The following is a 21835-nucleotide window of genomic DNA, read 5'->3' on the forward strand; positions in this document are numbered from 1 at the left end:
GTAATTGAATAATTATATTGATCGGATTACAATTTTTAGTTGGTTATTTGAAAATATTTGGCATTTAGAAGCAAAACTGGAATGACGGCTTTGCTTTTCTTTCTGCGTGTTAGTTTATTTTTCAGTACTGCATTAATGCAGGGAGTTTTAGGGAACCAGTATGAATCGTTCGAGTTTTAATTTTTCGCAGATCACAACCGCGACTAGCCAAGTTTTACATTCTGATGATAAAAAAACTTGGAGAGAGAACAATCAACGCATCCTTCATTTAAATGGTTGTAAGGTACTTACATTTGCTTTAATGGGGTTTTCCGCGGGTTATAGTGTGACTAGCTCAGCGCAAACGTCTAGTTATCAACATCCTGAAAAAGCTTCCAGTGCGCAGATAGGTGAGCCTTTAGAGCCTTCGGTTGAGTTTGATCTCGATGATTTTTTGGCGGGCTCAAAAGCTAGAAACCGTCATAGCCCTGTATTAAAACAAGTGATGAAAGAGCTTGAGCTGTTTTCAAATAATCATAAGTCTTTTATCGGGGATAACGATACTAAAGGAAAAATCAATACCGCGGCTGACGGTGTATGTTATAGCGGTTTTTGCTATGGTGGTCCAAATGATAGACAAGCCTGCTCAACTGATGAAGACTGTGCTTCAACACCTCTGACGCCTGAGGTAAACGTAACAGGCAATAGCCAGACTATAGACGACGGAGATACGACACCCTCAACAGCAGATCATACCGATTTCGGCACACATACCTCAGATGATGCTAACTTAGCCCGAACCTTCACTATTAGTAATTCAGGAGCTGGGAATCTGACGCTGAGCGGCTCACCTTTGGTCTCGATTTCTGGTTCTTCTGATTTTAGTGTGACTACTCAACCCTCCAGCAGTATTTCACCAAGTGGTAGTACAACGTTTGTAGTAACATTAGATCCGTCGAGTGTCGGTGAACAGATAGCAACAGTCTCTTTTAATAATAACGATTCAGACGAAAACCCCTATAGCTTTCAAGTCAAGGCGACAGTCGAGGCAACAAACGCTGCTCCAGTTGTTGATTTAGATTCAACGAGTGGTAGTGACGATAGCAGTGCATCATTTTCTGAAGGTGGTGGTGCGGTTAGCATAGCTCCAAATGCGAGTGTAACTGAGCCTGATGGCGACACAATCACCACCATAACAGTAAGTCTTACCAACGATCAAGACGGTGCATCTGAAGGTTTGAATGTTAGTGCATCCGCTCAAGATGCATTGACGGGAATTTCGAGTTCTTCTGATATTTCGCTACAAGATACAATTTCTATCACTGGCGCAACGGCAACCGCAGCAGAAGTACAAACCTTCTTACAGGCAGTCACTTACAACAATACCTCCAGTAGTCCCAATGAAACCGCAAGAACTGTCACTGTTGTTATAAATGATGGTACAGTTAATAGTGCTTCTCGCACAGCGACTATTTCCGTGAGTAATGTCACTGCAGCAAGCAGTACCGCAGCCAGTTTTAATACAACAAACGGCGCAAACTTATCTCCAGCAATTACCTTTACGAGTGACGATGAAACACTGACTATTGCTGATACTAGCCATATTGCTGGTTCAACTGCTGATGGGGACGCGGGAACTGATACCTTATCTGTAGTAACTGGCTCTAATCTAGCTAACTTTACGTTACTAGCTAATTTCGAAACATTAACTCCTGATAATGACGGTGCTTTAACGCTTACCGAAACACAGCATGACGCATTTACTACCATTAATGGCCCAGGTACAAACCAATTTACAATATCTAGTGCGGATGGAGATCAAACCCTAACCGGTGATAGCGATATCGAAACCTATGTGTTAGGCGCTGCAATGAACTTTACCATGGGAGCGGCGGCACAAAACGTGACGGGTAGCAGCGGGGATGACACGGTTAATGTGACCGGGTTTACGCCGTCAGGTACGCTCGTAGCTGGCGCAGGCACAGATACTCTACAAGCAGATAATGGTGCAAATATCAGTGGTGCTACACTCAGTGGTTTCGAATCACTGACCTTAAGCGATAATGCATCGGTCACTATGACGGAAGCGCAGCATGACAGCTTCTCAACAATCACAGCAGCGGCAACAGAAACCATCACTATCAGTGATGTGAGTGATGGTTTAACGGGTAACAGTGCAATTGAAACTTACATACTTTCAGCGGCTAACACCTTTACGCTTGGCGCTGCAGGGCAAAGCGTAACAGGCAGTAGTGGTGATGACACCGTAAATGTCGGTACATTCACAGCTACTGGTACGCTAGCTGGAGGCAGTGGTACCGATACGCTTTCAATCAGTAATGGCGGAAGTATCGCAGGCGCGTCAGTAAGCGGTTTTGAAAACCTTTCTGTAGCAACTGGTGGCTCTGCAACAGTTTCAGTATCTCAGTTATCATCGTTTACTGGTACGGTTTCAGGCGATGGCACTAATTCTCTAACTGTCTCTGGTGATGGCGATATTACAACGGTTTCTGCGCTTGAAAATTATACTTTATCTGATGATTCAACCAATTCAAGAACCGTGACCGTGAGCAGTGCAGGTCATTCTGTTACCGGTACCTCAACTTCAGATGCAATCACCTTCGATTTAGGTTCGCTTACCTATACTGGAACAATTACGGGCGAAAATACCACTGCCGATACTTTGTCTTTAAGTTCTGGTGCTGATATTACGGCAGCAAGTATAAACGCGGTCAGTAATTTAACGATAGCCTCCGGCGCGTCTGTTTCCATGACAGTAGCTCAACATGAAAGTTTTACTGGTAATATTTCAGCAGCTGGATCAGAAACTATCAATATTTCTGGTGATGGGGATATCACCACTTTCTCTTCAGTTGAAGTTTATAGTGTTGGTGACGATTCTAGCAATACTAGGACTATTACCATCAGTAACGGTACCACTGATGTTTCAGCAACGTCGAACGATGATGCAATTACCTTCAATATCGGTGGTAGCACCTATACTGGCGATTTAACTGGCGACACGAACGTAGCAGATCTTGTTTTAGCGTCAGATGGTGCGGATGTAACTGGAGGTAGATTCTTCAATATAGGAAACCTCAGTCTATCTAGTGGTGCAACTGTTGCGATTGATACGGCCAATCTGAGTGATTTTGCAACAGCGATTTCAGGGGCGGCGGGTAGTGAGACATTAAAACTCATGGATGGTGGGGAATTTGACTTCTCGACCACCTCGGTTTCAGCTATTGAAGGCATTTCAATTGGCACCAATAGCGCAGCAACGATCACCCTTACTGATAACTTTAATGCCGACGGTCAAACGGTGTCGGTTACAAATGCCAGCGGCAGTGCAATCACGTCTGACCTAGTCATAGACGCTTCTGCCTTTTCTAGTGATGTGCTAGAAATAACAGCAACAGATTTGGATGGGTCTGATACTATCACAGGTGGTAGTGGCGCAGACACTATACGTCCTGGCGGCGGTACAGATACCATGACAGGTAACGATGGTAATGATAATTTTGTCGGTGCTCAAAGTGACTTAAATGGTGACACAATAGCCGATCTTAGCATCGGAGATAAGATAACAATTACAGGCGTAACAGGATTATCAACCAGCAATATTCGCTTTAATGGTACTAGTACGCTGGAGGTGGACACCAACGCTACTACTTTTGTTAACCCAGAAATAAGTATTTCGCTCTCGAATGCCGCAGGGAACGATCTTGCGTTTACGGTCGCTGACTCTGGCAGTGATACAGTGATCACCTTTGAAGCTGCGAATGATGAGCCTATCTTTAGTAATTTAAATGGTGGTAATACCTTTACTGAAAATGGCACTTCGATTGCGATAGACAGCGATGTAACCATTGCAGATACTGAGCTTGACGCACTGAGTGGCGGAAATGGTAACTATGATGGTGCGTCGCTAACAATCTCACGTTCAGGTGGTGCTAATAGTGAAGATGTATTTAGTAACACTGGGCTACTAGGTACGCTGACTCAGGGGGGCACGTTAAGTTACGATAGCACTGAGATAGGTACAGTCACCACTAACTCTGCAGGCACACTCGTACTCACTTTCAACAGCAGTGCTACTTCCGCGCTAGTGGATAATGTGCTGCAATCAATTGGTTACGGTAACAGCTCTGAGGATCCAAGCTCATCTGTAACACTTAACTATACCTTTAATGATGGTACGGCAGACAGTACTGGTACAAATCAGGCCGCAGTTACTATTACTCCTGTAAATGATGCCCCTACCGATATTGCATTGACAGCAACAAGCATAGACCAATCGAATACCGGAACTGCTGCGGACGTGGCGACAGCCAGCACCACAGATGTGGAAAGTGGCGACAGTCATACCTATAGCTTGGTTACGGCTGGCAGTAGCGATGGTGGTACATGTAGCGCAAATTCGGGTAACGGCAGTTTCCAATTTTCAGGAGATACGTTACAAACGCAAGCATCAACATCTCCAGGTGACTATGTTATTTGTATTCAAACGAGTGATGGAACCGCAAGTTACCAAGAGTCATTCACGATAACAGTCAACGATGACGTGGCCCCAAATGCGCCATCGACACCAGACTTGGATGCAGCTTCAGACTCCGGGGCTTCAAGCTCAGACAACATTACCAATGACACCACACCAACCTTCAGTGGTACTGCTGAGAGCGGGGCGACGGTTAAATTATATAGTGATCAGGTAGGCGGAGGTACCACGGTCATTGGTACTGGCACAGCAACTGGTGGTAATTGGCAAATTACAACGGATCCGTTGACTGCTGGGTTATCACATTCGATTTTTGCGACCGCCACGGATGCGAGCACGAACGTAAGTAGTAGCTCTAGTTCTTTAAGCGTAACGATCGATAATACAGCCCCTACCGCACCAAGCACGCCAGATCTGACCGCTGGTAGTGATACCGGCTCCTCAAATGCAGATAACATTACTAATGATACAACGCCCACATTCACAGGAAGTGCATCTACGGGCGACACAGTGACACTAATTTCTGATCTTGATGGCGTTGTTGGTTCAGCCACAGCTGCGGGAGGTGCATGGACTATTACTCCTAGTTCGGCGATGACCAGTGGTACGCACGCAATCACAGCGCGCTCAACGGATACCGCCGGTAATATTACCAATAGCAATAGCTTATCAATGGTCATTGATACGAGTGTTTCAGTGCCTAGTATTACGACTCCAATTGAGGGAGATGGTCAAATTAATGCCGCTGAAGACAATGATGTCTTGATTGCTGGCTCTGGTGCCGATGCTAACGTGACTGTTAGCGTGAGTATTACTGACGGTTCAGCAACGCTGAATCAAAATGTAACTTCCGATGGTAGCGGAAACTGGACTATCAGTGGCAGTGAGTTCAATGTTAGTGGATTTAGTAATGGCGAATTAACTGTATCGGCGACGCAAACAGATTCAGCAGGAAATATCTCTGGTGCAGCAAGTACGACTGTTACACTCGATAATACAGCACCTTCTGCACCGACAATTACGACACCAATTGAAGGTGATGGCCGAGTCAATGCGGCGGAAGATAATGATGTGTTGATTGTAGGAACGGGCGCTGAGGCGGGTAATAGTGTAACTGTTACTATTCATGACGGTGCAAATAGTTTTAGTCGAACGGTCACTGCGAACAGCTCAGGGGATTGGACTATAAGTGGCTCGGAATTTGATGTCAGTACGTTTAACAATGGCACATTGACGGTCTCAGCTACTCAAAGTGACGCAGCAGGTAATACCTCAAGTGCAGCAAGCACCACGATCACATTGGATAACTCAGCACCGTCAGCGCCTGCGATCACAACGCCTATAGAAGGCGATGGTTTAATAAATGCATCAGAAGATGATGATGTTTTGATAGTAGGAACGGGAGCGGAAGCTGGAAATAGTGTAGTTGTCACTATCAATGACGGTGCAAATAGTTTGGATCGTACTGTCACTGCTGATAGTTCCGGCGAATGGACAATAAGTGGCTCAGAATTTGATGTTAGCACGTTTAACAATGGCACATTGACGGTAACAGCATCGCAAAGTGATGCTGCTGGCAATACCTCAAGCGCAGCGAGCACGACAGTCACGCTAGATAACTCAGCACCAAGTGGGATTTCAGCTGCGATTGACCAAGATTTGATCAATGCAGGTAATGAAACTGCATTTAGCTTCACATTAACGGGTTTGGAATCAGCGGGTAGTTTTACCTATGAAATCTCAGACGGTAGCAGTTCTGTAACGAGCTCAAGTGCAATATCTATAACGGGTACCACCCACCAAGAGACCGGAATTAATGTCACTTCATTAAACGAAGGAACGTTGACGTTATCTGTTACTGTAACTGATAACGCTGGGAATGAATCGAGTGCAGTAACTGACACCGTCACTAAAAAGTATAATGTTGCCCCTGTGCTCACAGGCACACCGGCAACGAGCGTCAATGAAGACAGTGAATACGATTTTACGCCGACCTTGACTGATTCTGACACAGCCGATACCCATACCTTTAGTATTACGAATAAACCAAGTTGGGCAACATTTGATACGCAAACGGGTAAACTTTCAGGTACTCCGGATGACTCTCATGTTGGCACGACTTCTAATATTGAAATTTCGGTGAGCGACGGAACGGATAGCGATACACTCACAGCATTTAATATTGAAGTAGTTAATACCAATGATGCGCCAACGGGGCAAAGCACTAGCTTCACTATAGATGAAGGCGCAACATTAACGCGGGACTTCAACAATGGCTTACTGTCGCTTGCGAGTGACGATGATCTTGATTCCAACGACAGTCTAACGATAGTGAAAGACACAGATCCGCAATACGGTACGTTAACCCTCAACACCGACGGTAGCTTTAGCTATGTTCATGGGGGGAGTGAGAATCATACCGATAGCTTTACCTATCATGTTGAAGACAGCGCTAATGCCAGCTCGCCGGTGTACACCGTAACAATCAATATGAATGCAATTGAAGATGCACCAACGGCTGTGAACGATACGCTGACTACGCTTGAAGATGCTTCTAACTCGGTGAATGTGCTGACCAATGATAGTGACCCTGAAAACAATATGGTTGCTTCATCGGTTACGATTAAAACTCAGCCGACTAAGGGGCAGTTAAGCGTTAATAATGGAGTAGTAACCTTTACACCTACTGCCAATGCCAATGGTTCGGATTCATTTACCTATACGGTTAAAGATTCGACTCAGGCTGAATCAAACGAGGCAACGGTTAGTATTACTATAACGCCGGTAAATGACCTACCAGTCGCGGCTAACTTTACACCGAATATCGATGAAGACACGCCAACTTCAGCATTAGCGATTAGAGCAAGTGCAACGGATGTCGAAGATACCAACCCAACTGGTACTATTGCGCTTGAGTCGCAGCCAAGTAAAGGCCAAGCGGCAATAGACTTGAATAATGGCACCATTACTTATACGCCAAATGCTAATGAGACGGGGAGTGATAGCTTTACTTACTCGATTCTTGACAGTGAAGGTGGTAAGTCAAATATTGCCACGATTTCCGTTAATATTGGTGCTGTAAACGACCGACCTGTGGCAGGAAATGACACGGTAACAACAAACGAAGATACTGCAACAACATTGGCAATTCTTGCAAATGACTCTGATGTTGAAGATCAAGGTTTTGATGGTTCGGATGTGGCGCTTGAAGATAAAGGCGATGGTGCAGGAAACTACGACCTTGCTACTGTTACGGTTGGTTCGGATGGGGTGCTCGCGATCACACCGAAACAAGACCAAAATGGTACATTGACTTTCACTTACACCATCGAAGATAGTGAAGGGCTGCGCTCTGATCCTGCAACAGTTACAGTCAATATCACAGCCGTTAATGATGCGCCAGTTGCTGTTAACAACACCGCTCAATTACTTGAGGATGGCAACATTGAAATCAACGTATTGGGTAATGACACGGACGTAGATAGTCAGCTCAATGCCGCAAGTGTTGCAATTGTTAGTCAGCCTCAAGGCGGTTCACTGCAAATACTAACGACAGGTAATATTGTTTATACGCCGAATGCTAATTTCTTCGGAAATGACAGCTTTACTTATACGGTACAAGATGCCGAAGGTTTAGTGTCGAATGCAGCAACAGTCAATATTACAGTGACATCAGTAAATGATGCGCCGTTTATTTCTGGAGTTCCAGCGACGTCTGTCAATGAAGATGTTGCATACAGCTTTACACCGACGGCATTGGATACAGATGGTGATAGTTTAACATTCAGTGTGGCGAACCTGCCAGGTTGGGCGAATTTCAACGATTTAACAGGCGCGATTACTGGCACGCCAAGTGAAGGGCAAGACGGTACTTATAGCGGCATTGTGATTACGGTGTCGGATGGTCAAGCTGACGCATCCTTGCCTGCGTTTAGCATAGTGGTGAATGCTGTGAATGACGCACCAGTTATCTCAGGTACGCCATCAACAACTGTGAAACAAGACGAAGCATACAGCTTTACGCCAACAGCATCCGATGTGGACTCTCAAGCATTGACGTTCTCTGTAACCAATTTACCAGCTTGGGCAAGCTTCGATACGGCCTCAGGTAATTTGGCGGGGACACCGACTAGAGATGATGTGGGCACTTACAGTAATATCATCGTGAGTGTTAGTGATGGAGCATTACAAGCAAGCTTACCGGCATTTGAAATCAATGTTGAGCCGGTTAATGCTGCGCCGGTAGCAAACAACATGCAAAGAACGGTGCTTGAAGATGGTACTACGAGCTTCTCGGCAGAGGTTAGTGATGCCGACGGTGATGCATTAACAATGGAATTAGTGTCGCAGCCACAAAATGGTGTAGTTCAAATTCAAGGTACTGTGTTTAGCTATACACCATTACCGAACTTTAATGGTTCTGATGTATTTACTTACACAGTGTCAGACGGTGAGTTTAAGTCAAATACGGCTTCAGTCGCGATGACAGTAACTTCCGTAAATGATGCACCTATTGCCGTTGATGACAGCTTCACCTTCGATGCTGTGGCTTCCAATCAGTATGTGCTTCCTGTCTTAAATAATGATACTGACCCAGATGGCGGAACGCTCAGAATTATCGGCGCTAAAGCCTCAATTGGTTCTGCGTTCATAGCCAATAACACCTTGACTTACCAAGCTGTGCAAAACTCACAAGTACCAATAGTCGTTACTTATTTGATTGAAGATGATAGTAAAGCGAGGGCAAAGGCAAATGCTAGTATCACGATTAATGGTACGGGCACGGGCAATGCGCCATCAATTACTGCTCCGAGTGACTTAACCGTGAACGCAACAGGTTTATTCACCAAAGTGGATCTTGGTACTGCGGTCGCATCAGATAGCTCAGGGAATCCGCTACCGGTATCTTTAGTCAGAGGAATTCCTATCTTTGCGCCTGGTAAACACATTGTTTATTGGCAGGCAACGGATAATCAAGGACAACAAGCCACTGCGAGCCAGAATCTTAACGTCAACCCTCTGGTGTCACTGCAAAAAGATAGTAGAGTTGCAGAAGATCGCAGTCACTCGATTAAGGTGTATCTAAATGGCCCTGCACCAAGTTACCCTGTAACCGTACCTTATACCGTTTCGGGTTCAGCGGATAGCAGTGATCATGACTTACAGTCGGGTGAAGTGGTAATAAGCTCAGGCACTAGTGCTAGCATCAGCTTTAATATATTTGCTGATGGTATAAGTGAAGATAACGAAACCATTGTGATCTCCCTGAGTGACTCAGTAAACAGAGGGGCTAAATCTACTTCAACAGTAACCATTGTTGAGCAAAATGTGGCGCCAAGTTTATCAGCAGTTGTGCAGCAAAATGGTGAAGAGCGTAGCTTAATTACCGCTTCTAATGAAGTGGTTACCATAGAGGCTATAGTTGCTGATCCTAACCCGAATGATCTTGTGAGTGTCAGCTGGCAGCCGGATGCGGCGCTAGTCAATACATCCAATGATCCATTTATCTTTGAGTTTAACCCTGCCAATGTCGCTGCGGGTATTTATAAAGTAAGGGTTACGGCTGAAGATAATGCGACGCCAAGTCTGTCAACATCTCGCAATGTCTTTGTAGAAATTGTTGATTCTCTAGCACCGTTGACCGGAGAGGATAGTGACGGTGATTTAATTCCGGATGATCAAGAAGGCTATGCCGATGAGGACGAAGACGGTATTCCTGATTTCATGGATGCGATCACTGATTGTAATGTGGTGCAAGAACAAGCGTTAGAATCTAGCCAGTTCTTGGTTGAAGGTGACCCAGGTGTATGTTTACGTAAAGGCGCTACTGTGCCACAAAATAATACGGGTGGTCTACAGTTGTTGGAGTCAGAGCTGCCTGCAGATCCCAATGCCAATAATGCAGGTGGTTTGTTCGACTTTATTGCGACGGGGTTACCACAACCCGGTGATGTATATAGTATCGTTTTACCACAACGCAAACCTATCCCACTTAATGCGGTTTATCGCAAATTAATTGGCGGTGAGTGGCAAGACTTTGTGATTGGAGAAGGTAACGAGTTACTCTCAACTCAAGGTGAGCCAGGTTTCTGTCCTCCTCCAGGAAGCAACGAATGGACCGCAGGCCTTAGCGATGGTGATTGGTGTGTGCAACTACGTATTGTTGATGGGGGTCCAAATGATGATGATGGTATTGCCAATGGCAGTATTGTCGACCCAGGTGGCATTGCAGTACCAATCTCAAATAACGCACAACCTGTCGCTAATGCTGATAGTGTGACAATTGTCTCTGGTCAAACAATTATAATTGATGTGCTCGAAAACGATACGGATGGTGACAATGATACACTTTCCATAACGGGTGCGAGTGTCGATTTCGGTGTTGTTAGTATCGAAAATAATCAATTGAACTATACGCCACCAGCGGCATTTATAGGCAATGCGACTATTCAGTATAGTGTGACCGATGGACAGGGCGGGTCGAGTAATAGTACGGCGACTGTTTCCATTATTGCTAATCAACCACCGCAAGTTGCGAACGATACGGCAACCTCAAATGGTGCGCAAATCATTATCGATGTACTTGCAAATGATAGCGACCCTGAAGGCGGAGTGTTAAGCATTGTTTCAGCAACAGCAAGCCAAGGTGCTGTGGCCATTAATATTGACGGCACGCTGAGTTACACACCAAAGGCAGGGTTTGAAGGTGTTGATACAATTAACTATGCTGTTAAAGATGAATTTGGCGCTATGGCTGAGGGCCAGGTAAGCGTTACGGTATCAGTCAAACAAGTTACCTCTATAACTAACAAGTCCTCAGGGACTATGGGAGGCATGTTGTTGTTATTAATTAGTGCGCTGGTACTGCGCCGTAAAAAATCACTTTTACCCGCTTTTGCATTGGTGAGTACGAGTTGTTTATTAAGTACACAGGCACAGGCGAGTAATTGGCAAGTGGAGGCTACACTCGGACAATCTACAGCAGATAGTGAAATTAACACTTCAGACTTAAACATCGTCAATTTAGATGAAGACAGCAGTAGTTGGTCAATAGGAGCGTTTTATGAATTAGTCCCTAATTGGCAGGTAGGACTTCGCTATATTGACCTTGGTCAAGGAAGCGTGGAGTTTACTGGCTTGAGTGCGGATCCTGAGCAAAGCCAAATGGCTTTGGCGCGAGTTGCCCCGGTTTTGCCTGAAGGTCTTGCATTACAATTCAACTACTCAAAATCATTTGCAGATAAGTTTGTTGGTAAAATGTTCTTGGGTGCGTTTAATTGGGATTACAAGATTAACAGCGTTCGGGATGGTCGATTTTCCACTCGTTACGAAGACAGCGGTACCAGCGGTTACATAGGCGGTGGTGTTCATTATCAACTCAGTGAAGCTTTGACATTAGGAGTAGATTTTAGCCACTATTTCATTTCTGCAAATGATGTAAACGACTTAGCACTGAATTTGAGCTATCGTTTTTAAGTTTAACTACAAGTTTTAGCATTAAAAAGGCCTCAACTACATGTTGAGGCCTTTTTATATTGGACGCCACCCAGTGCCAGTGTGTTTCATGATGGAGACATTTTGATGCGAGGCAAGCTTCTTCAATAACTTATTGGAAATCTTCATCTGCTTTTAATCGGAAAGTACAATTGGAAAGTACATATGAGGGATGGGATAAACATTAAAGAAAAAGCCCTCTTGCGAGAGCTTTGGGCTATGTTTACTCTTAATTAGTTTTTTAAAATAACTTTTAGAAGAGGGGGAAAGTTATTGAAATTAACTAGTTAAGAGTAATTTGGAACTTTTCAGATTGTTTTTCCTGAATGGCATTTATTCGACTGCCGGATTTAAATTTGGTATCGATAGCGCCTTTTCGGGTACGGAACAATGTTACAGTCGTGTCGCATGGCTTTGTTTTATCCAGTGTGTCATCATCAAAGCTTGTTAATTCACTCAATAGAATTTTATATTGCCCACCAGACTCTAATATTTCAGATTCGAAGCTTATAAGGCTTGAGTCGCCAGTCGTCTTAGTACAAAACGATTTAAATTCGAGAAAAAGTTTGGTATTGATGTCGCTTTCCTCTCTCCACTCGACCAAAATGTCATCATTACGGTTAAATTGCTCAGAAACTGGAGCGTAAAGTTTTATTGGTGCAGGAAGTTTCACTCTAGAGGTTAATTTTTCATTCTCTTTATCACGAATGAACTCAAGTGTTAGCTCAGAATTTTTTGCAGTTGCTGTAAAGTAACCTTGATAATCGACATCGAATAGGTCGTGATCTTTTACCAATATCTTCCTTTCATTACCGAGTGTTGCTCTAACACTATCACCATCAGAAAGAATGACGTTCGCACCAGAACTACTATTTAAATTGAACTCAGTAACAACTCGGGAGCCTTCACTATTTGAAGTAACACGAATATCCGCCCAAATCCCTTCTGTTTTTACTACATCTGATTGTGTTGATTCAGTTGAACAACCAATTAGTGATGCTAAAGCAATGCAGCTCGATAAAACGCTGGCTCGTTTCACGAATATTTCCTTTTCTTCAATATGTGCAAAAAGAGTGTAGCGCTATTTTAATGTTTCTAGAATAGGGTTTAACAATTTATAACAATTTGTGGTGATGCAAAGTAGAAAGGGAACCTCCATGTTCCTAGATAAAAACGCTGTCATATTATTGCGTAAATATGAAGAAACAATGGAGGTATACGACTTAACTGGCGGCATTTATTGAATATCGGATAGCTTAAGGATATTTGACATCACTTCTTTACCTTCCACATCTTTTAAGCCGATTGTGATTGTGGGATCTGATTGAGACCAATCAATGTCGATGAACCCATAGTTCACATCATGAGTAAACCCAGATACTCGGTGTTGATTTGGGCTGACTTGTTTCCACTCTTCTGTAAGCCCCGAGCTGGTGACTTCCCAAAAAGGGTAGCCTTGATGTACTACCTTCGAAATTTCACCCCAGTGTGTATCACCGCTAATCATGATAACACCACCAAGTTTTTCGCGCGTGATGAAGTTCATAAGGCGTGCTCTATCAGCAGGGTAGTTGGCCCAAGCTTCCCAGCCCGTAAACTCGGGTAATAATTGCAAACTAGAGGCGATAATTCGAATGGCGGCAGGTTTTTTTAACTCAGACTCAAGCCATTGCCACTGCTGCTCACCGAGCATACTCGCGTTTAGAACTGGGCTATATGGTCCTCTATTTTCTGGCTTACGTTTGTTGTCGTACTCTGATTTTGATACTGACGTTAACGCCGGACGGTTCCATCTCAAGTCGGGCATAATGACACGAATGAGCTGATTTCCTTGGCCATATTCATACGAAGTATAAATTCCTGAGTCTCTAGTGCGTCGCAAAGAGTTTGCAGGCTCATGCCAAAAGTCTAACATGATCTTTCGTGAGGCTTCTTTTTGAGAATATTCCAAACCTGCGTCATTTTCACCGTAGTCATGGTCATCCCAAATGGCGATAACTTGAGATTGTTGCCGTAATTCCTGTATACCTGCGTTTGCGTCAAGCTTTTCATATTTCTTCTTAAGCACATCCATATCCGTGGTGTCACCATAGATGTTGTCTCCGAGAAAGATAAATAGTTCAGGGTTCTCTTTATTAATTGCCGCTAATATAGGCATAGGTTTATCTTGATGAGAACATGAACCAAAGCGAATAGTTGACAAAGAAGATTGCTCATTGGCATACACATTCATTGCAACAAACGCCATTAAAGGAAATAGCATGAGGTAAGTGAAACGCTTGCGCTCAGAGAGTTTAGGTCGTTTTAATTTGATCATTGCGTTATACCTTCAAGCGGCGGTGCTATCTTGGGGTTAAAGGTAGAAGGGTTTTGTCCGAGTAATTGAAGCGCAGTCGCGGTAACTTGCGACAAGGTTTGCTCTTGCTTTGGGATCACTAATCCTTTAGCTTTTATTTTGGGTCCGATTGCTGCAAACCAAACTTGCTCAGAACCTACGATCCCCTCAGGCTGCTTCTCAAGCATGCTTGGGTAGTTCTTTTCAATCGCTGCTTTTGATGAGTGGTGTCTCCAATCCTCACGATCCATACCTCGGCCGTGATCGGTAGTAATGAGTAGGTAGGTGTTGTTTTTGTATTGCGGAATTGCTTGTAAGGTTTGCCATAAGTCGGCCAATATTTTATCAGCACGGTGAATACCTTTGATGTACTCGTCGTAGTTTCCACCATGCGCATAATCATCTGGCTCGCCAAGTGCTAGCATCATCACTCTTGGTTTTTGGGTGTGAAGATAGGCTTTTGCATATTGATACGTAAAGGCATCTAAGCGCACTGAGGACCAGGGGCTCGGAACTTGCTCTTGTAATTCATTTAAAAATTGCAGCTTGGGATTAGTTGTGTGTTTTGCAATTTCAAATCCAGCGTTTATGTGCAATTTGCTCCTTTCACGATTAAAAATCGCAGGGAACACGTCCCAGCTACCAAACACGGCAAGGTTTGGCTCGAAACTAGGCTGAGATTGCAGCCATTCTAAAAACGATATATTTGGGTTCGGGTTTTTGTCATTAGAGTCAATATTGGGATCGGCAATACCAGTAATTACCTCGTTGTAACCCGGGTATGAAAAATACCATGGATTGGAAACTCGCATTGTTGAGTTTTGTTTTCTATCGCCGAGAATGACGCCGTTTTCGACCACGTATTGCCATAAGAATGGCATTAGCTTTTCACGGCTTTGTTGAGCGTTGTGTCCTTGAAAAAGTGTATTTAGCGCTTTTGGATCGCTTGTTGATTCTTTATCGGAAACTAACTGATTATCCAATCCGTAGAACACTTCTTGCCATCTAACACCATCTATTGTAACCAGAATAAGGTTCGGATCACTTTGCTTTGCTTGAGTAAATACACTAAAAGTGAGTATGAATAACCACATTGGACGCTTCATTTTATCTCCTAATCCACATTAGGGCGTATCGGTGTAAAAAGGGCACCGAAGTGCCCTTATTTACTTGGTTTTATTATTAAAAAGTGAGCTTAAAGTTCACAGCCGCGGTGCGTGGAGCACCTATCCATGCAGATTGACCAGCAATACCACCCAAATAACTTTCATCGGTTAGGTTATTGATAGTTAATCTTAGCTCCATATTTTCAACACCAGATAGCGGTGAATCAATCGCAACACCGGCATAAAAATCTGAAGTCATATAGCTATCGACTCTTTGAGTATTCTTCGCATCCATGTAACGTTCGCCCACCCATTTCGTTGAAAGACCTGCGAAATATGGTCCCTCAGCCCAATCAATAGAAATAACGGCTAAATCTTCTGCGGAGCCAAATACTGTGTTACCCGCCGGGAAGTCATTCAAACCACCCGTGTAGGTGGAGTCGTTATATGTATATGATGCATAAATCCCCCAGCTGTTGGTTACATACCAAGTTGCAGAAGCTTCAAAACCGCTCGACTCGATACCGCCAACATTCACATATGAACCATTAGTGCCAATCAGATAATCAATACCATCTGGTGAATCTGGAGCAATAAAACTAATTCGGTTATCAAACGTTACATCATAATAGGTCAGGCTGGCATTAAATTCGGTAGATGAATACCTAAAACCTAAATCAATGTTTTCAGCAGTTTCAGGCTCGATTTGTTCAAGTGCAGAGGCTTCGCGTTCTAATACGTTGTCTTTTATAGCTGCAAAGTTTTCGGCATAGCCTGCAAATAATTCTAGACCTTCGATTGGCATGGGGGCGACGATCCCAGCGCTTAGTAATGTGTCAGAGTCTGAGTCTAGCGCCACTTTTTGACCGCTAAACTTGTCGACACCTTCTAACTCGACCAAGAATTTTTTGGCGCCAACACGCAGTCGAGCTAGGCCAAAGTCTAATTCATCCTCAATGTAGAGCATGGTTGTATCGACATTAAACTCACGGCTATATTGGATCCAATATGGCGTATGATCAAAATTAGCAGAGACTCGAGCATCAATACGCTTGTGCCAATCTCGCCATTCTTCACGTTGGTAGTCTTCATACCAAAACCCTGCGCGAATGGTGTTATCCATATCGGCAATTTTACCGTAGAAAGTAAAATCAGCATTGATCCCGAGACGGTCTTTACCGTAGTGCGTATGTCGATAAGAGCCTACCGGAATCGCGCCTGCACTATAACATGCCGGATCATACTCTTCGTCAGCACCACCGTATGGGAAAGTCAGGCTTGAGGTACATTTTGCATTTGGTTTTAGTGCTTTACCTTCGCTATCAACGAAGTAAATGCGTCCGATAGGACTACCGCCAGTATAAGGCGCAGTACCTGTTACTTCTGAATGAGGCTGATTTAATCCGTCGTTGTTGATATCAACTAAATAGGGAGGAACCCAATCACCACGACCTTCATTGGTGTGATAGTAGACATTACTCGTTAGTGCCCAATTAGTTTGTTCATAGGTTGCTTCTATGTAGCCGAAAATGTTTTCGCGGTGCGTACGCCAGCCATTGCGGTATACTTGGTCTATGTGTGGAATGCCGGTGATAGTATCTGTTAGTCTATCCCATGCTGGATCTGCTTCAAATTGTTCTTGGCTTACACGTTGGTAGTTTGCCTCAACCACATCGTCATAAGATGCATAAGCTTTTACCGTTAGCGGGCCTTTTTGGTGTTTTATTTTAGCGGCTAAATGGTCGCGTTCATTATTCGCGACTTGTTGGATCCAGTCTGAATTACTTGAGCTAGAAACGCTGATCCAAGCATAGGTATTCTCAATTATTTCACCGGTTTCATAACGAGCGAAGTACTTTTGCGCTTCAAAGTCACCACTGGTGATAGAGAGCGTTAAGCCTTGTTTTTCAGTGGGGTCGATGGTTGTGAAGTTAAGTGTACCACCCAATGCCTCATTGGAGCGTGAGGCAATATCAGCGGTACCTTGAGATACTTGCACTGCACCCAAGTTTTCAGTATCAATGTAACGGTTTGCTTTCGCACCACCACCATAGTTTGAATTACCATTGGCAATGCCATCAACCGTAATACCGATTTGCTGCTCGTCTAAACTCAGCTGAAAGCCACGAATAGAAACGGTGGTTGACCAGTCGTCAGAACCAAATGTATCCCCTTCGTTGATGAGTACACCAGGTAAATTATCGATAACAGCCAAAGCCGATGTCATAGCAGACTGCTGCTTGCTCATTTCGTCACTTGTTGCGTTATTTGCAAAGGAAACACTTTGTCCAACAACCGTAACCTCTTCAATGACTTTATCGTCTTTAGTCTTGTCATCGTTAGCGTAGGCGTTAATTGCTAGGGTGGATAATAGTGCGGTAGTGATCAGGTTTAGCTTGCGTTGCGTTTTCATAATTGTTCCAACTTCTAGGTTAATTGTGATCGCTGAAAGAGTCGGCGCAAGTATGGGGAGCTTTTATGACAATTCAGGCCATTTTTATTGAACGTTCAATTAATAAAAGTTTAAAGAATTAAGACACAGGACATACTTGTATTTTATTCGTGAGACGTAAGATCTACATTTGAGAGTGACTCTGAATAGCAATCAAAGGAAAAGCGGAGTTATTCACAACGAATATCTCGAGGATTAGTTGGGCACTAAATTAATTGGGCATTGGGAGCTGCCGAGTAAATCCAGCAGATTTTTCCCGAGCTTAGTGTTGCTGAAATTCGTTGATAGTCATCCACTTCGTACTCATCTGCATGAGCTAATTCAGCTTCAGTGATTAAAAATACAGTGCCCTCGACTTCATCCTCTACATTACCTGTCGCGATTAGAATGGGATGAATATCCTTTTGACTACTGATGATAACAGCAGGATCCGTTATTTTAACCTGGCCTACTTTAAATCCACAAAGTACCGCTTTCTCGCCTTCTAAGCGTCTGCCGAACGTATCTAGTTGCACTTGCTCCTGTTGCAATGTGCCGTATGAAAATAATGCTTGCATCACTTAATTCTAATCCGTTGCTCTCCCGTTAGGTCTAAGTCTAAGCTGCGACATTTTCACGGTCAATCAAGATCTTGCGGTCTACCCATATCGGACTGACTATAATCGCATACGCCTTTTGGATAAATTTGTTTAAGTGTGGTGAGTTGTGTTGAGATATCTACATCCCCGTAAACCCCTTTGGCAAGCGCCTCTTCAATCGATATTTTATGACACTTAAATATATCACCAGCCCAGTTTGCACCGGCTTGAATTCTGCTGGTAGAAAACATCGGATATCTGGCGGTACAGGTTCCTTGCGGCTGGTTATTCCAGATACCATTAAACACCGCTTTGCCGCTGTCGATGACTTGACCTTGTTCGTCGAAACACGTATCAGCAAGTGTCTTCGGTTTTGCTTCTGCAACAGATAAATTTGGCTGTGCTTTGAGGTTGAGTAACCATTCATCCATTTTTTCAAATGCGAGTTGAGTTGGATTAAATGCTTGATGTGCAACCCAAATCACTTGATTCTCTGGGTTTGAATCTGCGGCGGACATTCGCAATCGAGTATAAAATGAAGCCGACATATGATGCATATCTAGCTCATTCTCAAGATAATGTCTGGCGTCAATGATGGGAATATCAACTTTACCAATAAATACCTGTCCAGAGCGATATGCTTTTTCCATCGCCGCAAGGCTACCGCTGTGCCTCGGTGCGACACCATTATCATCTGGCGTGGTGATATTATGATTGCCCCAAAGAGTGAGCCAAATAGGTACTTTGTGGCCAAATGGTAATACAATTTCTTCTTGTTGCATTTGGTTTTGGGGCTTCCATCCGCCTATTTTTTTGTTGAGATCAATAAATTCAGCCATCGTGATCTGCTGAGCCTTTAATGCTTCTAGTCCGTATTGAACGCCTTCGTTATCCCAAGTGCTTAATCCTAAGCCTGATTGGTCTGTGCCAAATACGTTGGCCATGTCCTGCCAGTAACTCCAGTTTGTTCTCTCTACTACCTCATCCTCAAAAAAGGCTCTTAAAAACCCTTGCCTCGGATTATTAATAAAAGTAGATAATCCAAAGTAGCCATTAATACATTCACTATTGCCATCAGGAAAGGAGGGCACAAATCCTGACATTAATTGGTTGAGTGGTTGCAAAAAACCAGCCCTTTGCGGAAAGTCGTTAATTGCATTCATGCCTTCAATATGACGGCGGCGGGTCCAATCACGCCATGCTTTTCTGTCATTAGCTCTAAAAGTAAAGTAGTTATTTAGTAAATCACAATCTAACGCGTAAGTGGTTTGGGTGATCATATCAGGGTAACTATAAAGTGGAATAAGGCCATCTAAGATCCCTTGGCTATTTTGTGCAATCAAATATTGTGCGAGTCCACCGCCAGAGCCGCCAATTCCGACCGTATAGAGCGGATCTCCGTACAAACTCGTGAATTGCTTTTTCACCCGTCTTGCGGTGTCTTCGGCCAGTAACATGTTGTAGGTGTAGCTAGTTTTATTGCCACTAGAGCTTATAACAGCGTAGCCAAGCTTTAACTGCTCAAGCTGTCTATCTATCACACGCTCTGGTTTTTGCCTGCCTTGTCTAAAGCCAATCCCAGAACCACCATTAAATTGGTAGATAAGTCGGTTATTCCATTGAGACTTAGCCTGTCTATCACCCATTTCGTCAACTGTGATTGGCATTACTATGGTGTAAATGAAGCGATTTATGGTGCCTTGCTCAACGCGTAACAGTAAGTTTGTGTCTATCGTTTTATTTCCCTTGTCTAACGGCTTGATTTGATTGTCAGAGGTTATCGCAAAGTAGCGTAACCGCGTTTTTGCCATGCAATCCTTACTAAAACCAAGTATCTGGTTTGATTGCTCATCCATCACCGGCACACCGAACCCCGCGTGGTTGTCTATCTCTGGTTGACCAAGGTCTGAGTCTAGGGTCATACAGTAAAAAGGATATTGGTTAGGGCCAGAGTATAGGTTGGTATTAGGACCAATATCTCCTATCGCAATCGGAAATACGAAGGTATCGACGGGCCTTGTAACTTTTGAAATATGCGGATAAAACTCAAGAATAGGATTGATTTCGCTGTTTGCTATTTTTTCTACACTGTGTATTTCTTCTTGCTCACTCGTTAGCCAAAACCAATAACCACAAGCGCCAAGAACAATCAAAGATAATAATGCGGTGAGCCAAGAAAATAAGGATTTCATATGAGCTCCTTCGAGTGCGAGGCAAATGGATAAACGGATATTATAAGTGTAGAACTAGATCATCCTAGTGTGGTTATTTGTTTGTTATTTGAACATGAAATTATTGCGTTAGGAATTAAAAATCATCGCCTAAGTATTTAATCTCAATAGTCTTAATTGTTTTATCCGGAACCTTTTCTAAGAGCGATTCGATACGCTTCGCCATCGCTTGGTTAGCGATGTTGTATCCCATAAATTGCTGCTCAGCATGAAAAGGACGCGGTAGAAAAGTGACTTCGAGTTGATGGCGGCGGATCATCTCTAAAGCCCACACTTTATCGACTAAAATTGCATCAACTCTGTTGTTATTGAGTACGCTAAAAAACTTTTTGCCGTCATCATGATTTTGCTCATAAAAGGAACGTCTTACAATGGCTGCGTTGATTTTTTTCAGCCCTTGTACTGCCGCTTCCGGGTAGCTGTAATCCTCTGAGATCATGACTCTTGGGGCGGCAAGTTGATAAAAGTCATCAGGGCTGCTGAAGCGACCTTGTTTTACCGCAAGAGAAAGCAGCCAGGTGGTGAATGACACATCAATAATTGGAAAACCATCGGCCTCATCTACATGTAAGGTAAAATCAAATGTACCATCGGCAACGCCTGCTAAACAGCGACGATAAGGAAGTTCATGAAATGTCACTCGATAGGAAGTGCCAATAAGTGCTGATTTAATTATATCAACCTCTATGCCTCGAACTTGTTTTTGCTCGTTAACAAAGCTATAAGGCCACCACCGTTCAAAGCAAATATGTACCGCACGACTATCCGTTTTTGCCAGCGCGTTGGTACCAAGTAGGGCGAGTAGCAATAAGAGAACAATGTGCATCGGTGCGTTTATCCTAAATTACCTTCTCTAAGCGTAATGATAGATTGGAAAAAGCGCAACAAAAGAACATATTATGGGCGTTTCTAAGATAATTAGGCGCTTAATTTAGTGAGCTATTTTGAGGCGAGAAAATCTTGTCGATTACACCGCTACCACATGCTCACGCCAAGGTATCGACGTCCATGTCGGTAAGGCGAAGAATTTTTCTATTTAGTTGTTATAAAAGAAATTTCTAATGCCGCTAGTGTCAGATTTGTACTTTCAAAATTGAGCTGGTATTAAGACAAATTGTTATTAATACTTGTATATTTTTATGTAACCGTAACTCCGAAGTTC

General features: G+C 43.6%; 8 protein-coding genes. 1 reads left to right on the top strand and 7 read right to left on the bottom strand.

Annotated features, from left to right (window positions below):
• Positions 1-160: 160 nt before the first annotated feature.
• Positions 161-11953 (top strand): Ig-like domain-containing protein, encoded by an 11793-nt coding sequence (locus CTT31_RS19635; RefSeq protein WP_260492838.1) that lies wholly within the window; start codon positions 161-163, stop codon positions 11951-11953.
• A gap of 301 nt (positions 11954-12254) precedes the next feature.
• On the opposite strand, the gene CTT31_RS19640 is transcribed toward CTT31_RS19635, so the two are convergent.
• The 7 genes from CTT31_RS19640 to CTT31_RS19670 all read right to left on the bottom strand — a co-directional run bounded on the left by CTT31_RS19640 (position 12255) and on the right by CTT31_RS19670 (position 21499).
• Positions 12255-13010, bottom strand: coding sequence for a hypothetical protein (locus CTT31_RS19640; RefSeq protein ID WP_260492839.1), 756 nt, complete (start codon positions 13008-13010; stop codon positions 12255-12257).
• 198 nt (positions 13011-13208) lie between these two features.
• Complete coding sequence (locus CTT31_RS19645; protein ID WP_260492840.1) at positions 13209-14288, bottom strand: alkaline phosphatase D family protein; 1080 nt, start codon at positions 14286-14288, stop codon at positions 13209-13211.
• Positions 14285-15412 carry an alkaline phosphatase family protein gene (locus CTT31_RS19650; protein ID WP_260492841.1) on the bottom strand — a complete coding sequence of 376 codons (1128 nt, stop codon included), beginning with the start codon at positions 15410-15412 and terminating at the stop codon, positions 14285-14287. The genes CTT31_RS19645 and CTT31_RS19650 overlap by 4 nt, the downstream gene beginning before the upstream one ends.
• 76 nt (positions 15413-15488) lie before the next feature.
• A complete protein-coding gene (locus tag CTT31_RS19655) occupies positions 15489-17825 on the bottom strand; it encodes a TonB-dependent receptor (RefSeq protein ID WP_260492842.1) in 2337 nt (778 codons plus the stop codon).
• 245 nt (positions 17826-18070) lie between these two features.
• Positions 18071-18424 (bottom strand): gamma-glutamylcyclotransferase family protein, encoded by a 354-nt coding sequence (locus CTT31_RS19660; RefSeq protein ID WP_370649657.1) that lies wholly within the window; start codon positions 18422-18424, stop codon positions 18071-18073.
• 59 nt (positions 18425-18483) lie between these two features.
• A complete protein-coding gene (locus tag CTT31_RS19665) occupies positions 18484-20634 on the bottom strand; it encodes a DUF6351 family protein (protein ID WP_260492844.1) in 2151 nt (716 codons plus the stop codon).
• A 115-nt stretch (positions 20635-20749) separates the two neighbouring features.
• On the bottom strand, positions 20750-21499 hold the full coding sequence (locus CTT31_RS19670; protein WP_260492845.1) for a substrate-binding periplasmic protein: 750 nt from the start codon (positions 21497-21499) through the stop codon (positions 20750-20752).
• Positions 21500-21835 lie beyond the last annotated feature (336 nt).

The organism is Pseudoalteromonas maricaloris, from assembly GCF_024746855.1.
Classification (GTDB): domain Bacteria; phylum Pseudomonadota; class Gammaproteobacteria; order Enterobacterales; family Alteromonadaceae; genus Pseudoalteromonas; species Pseudoalteromonas maricaloris.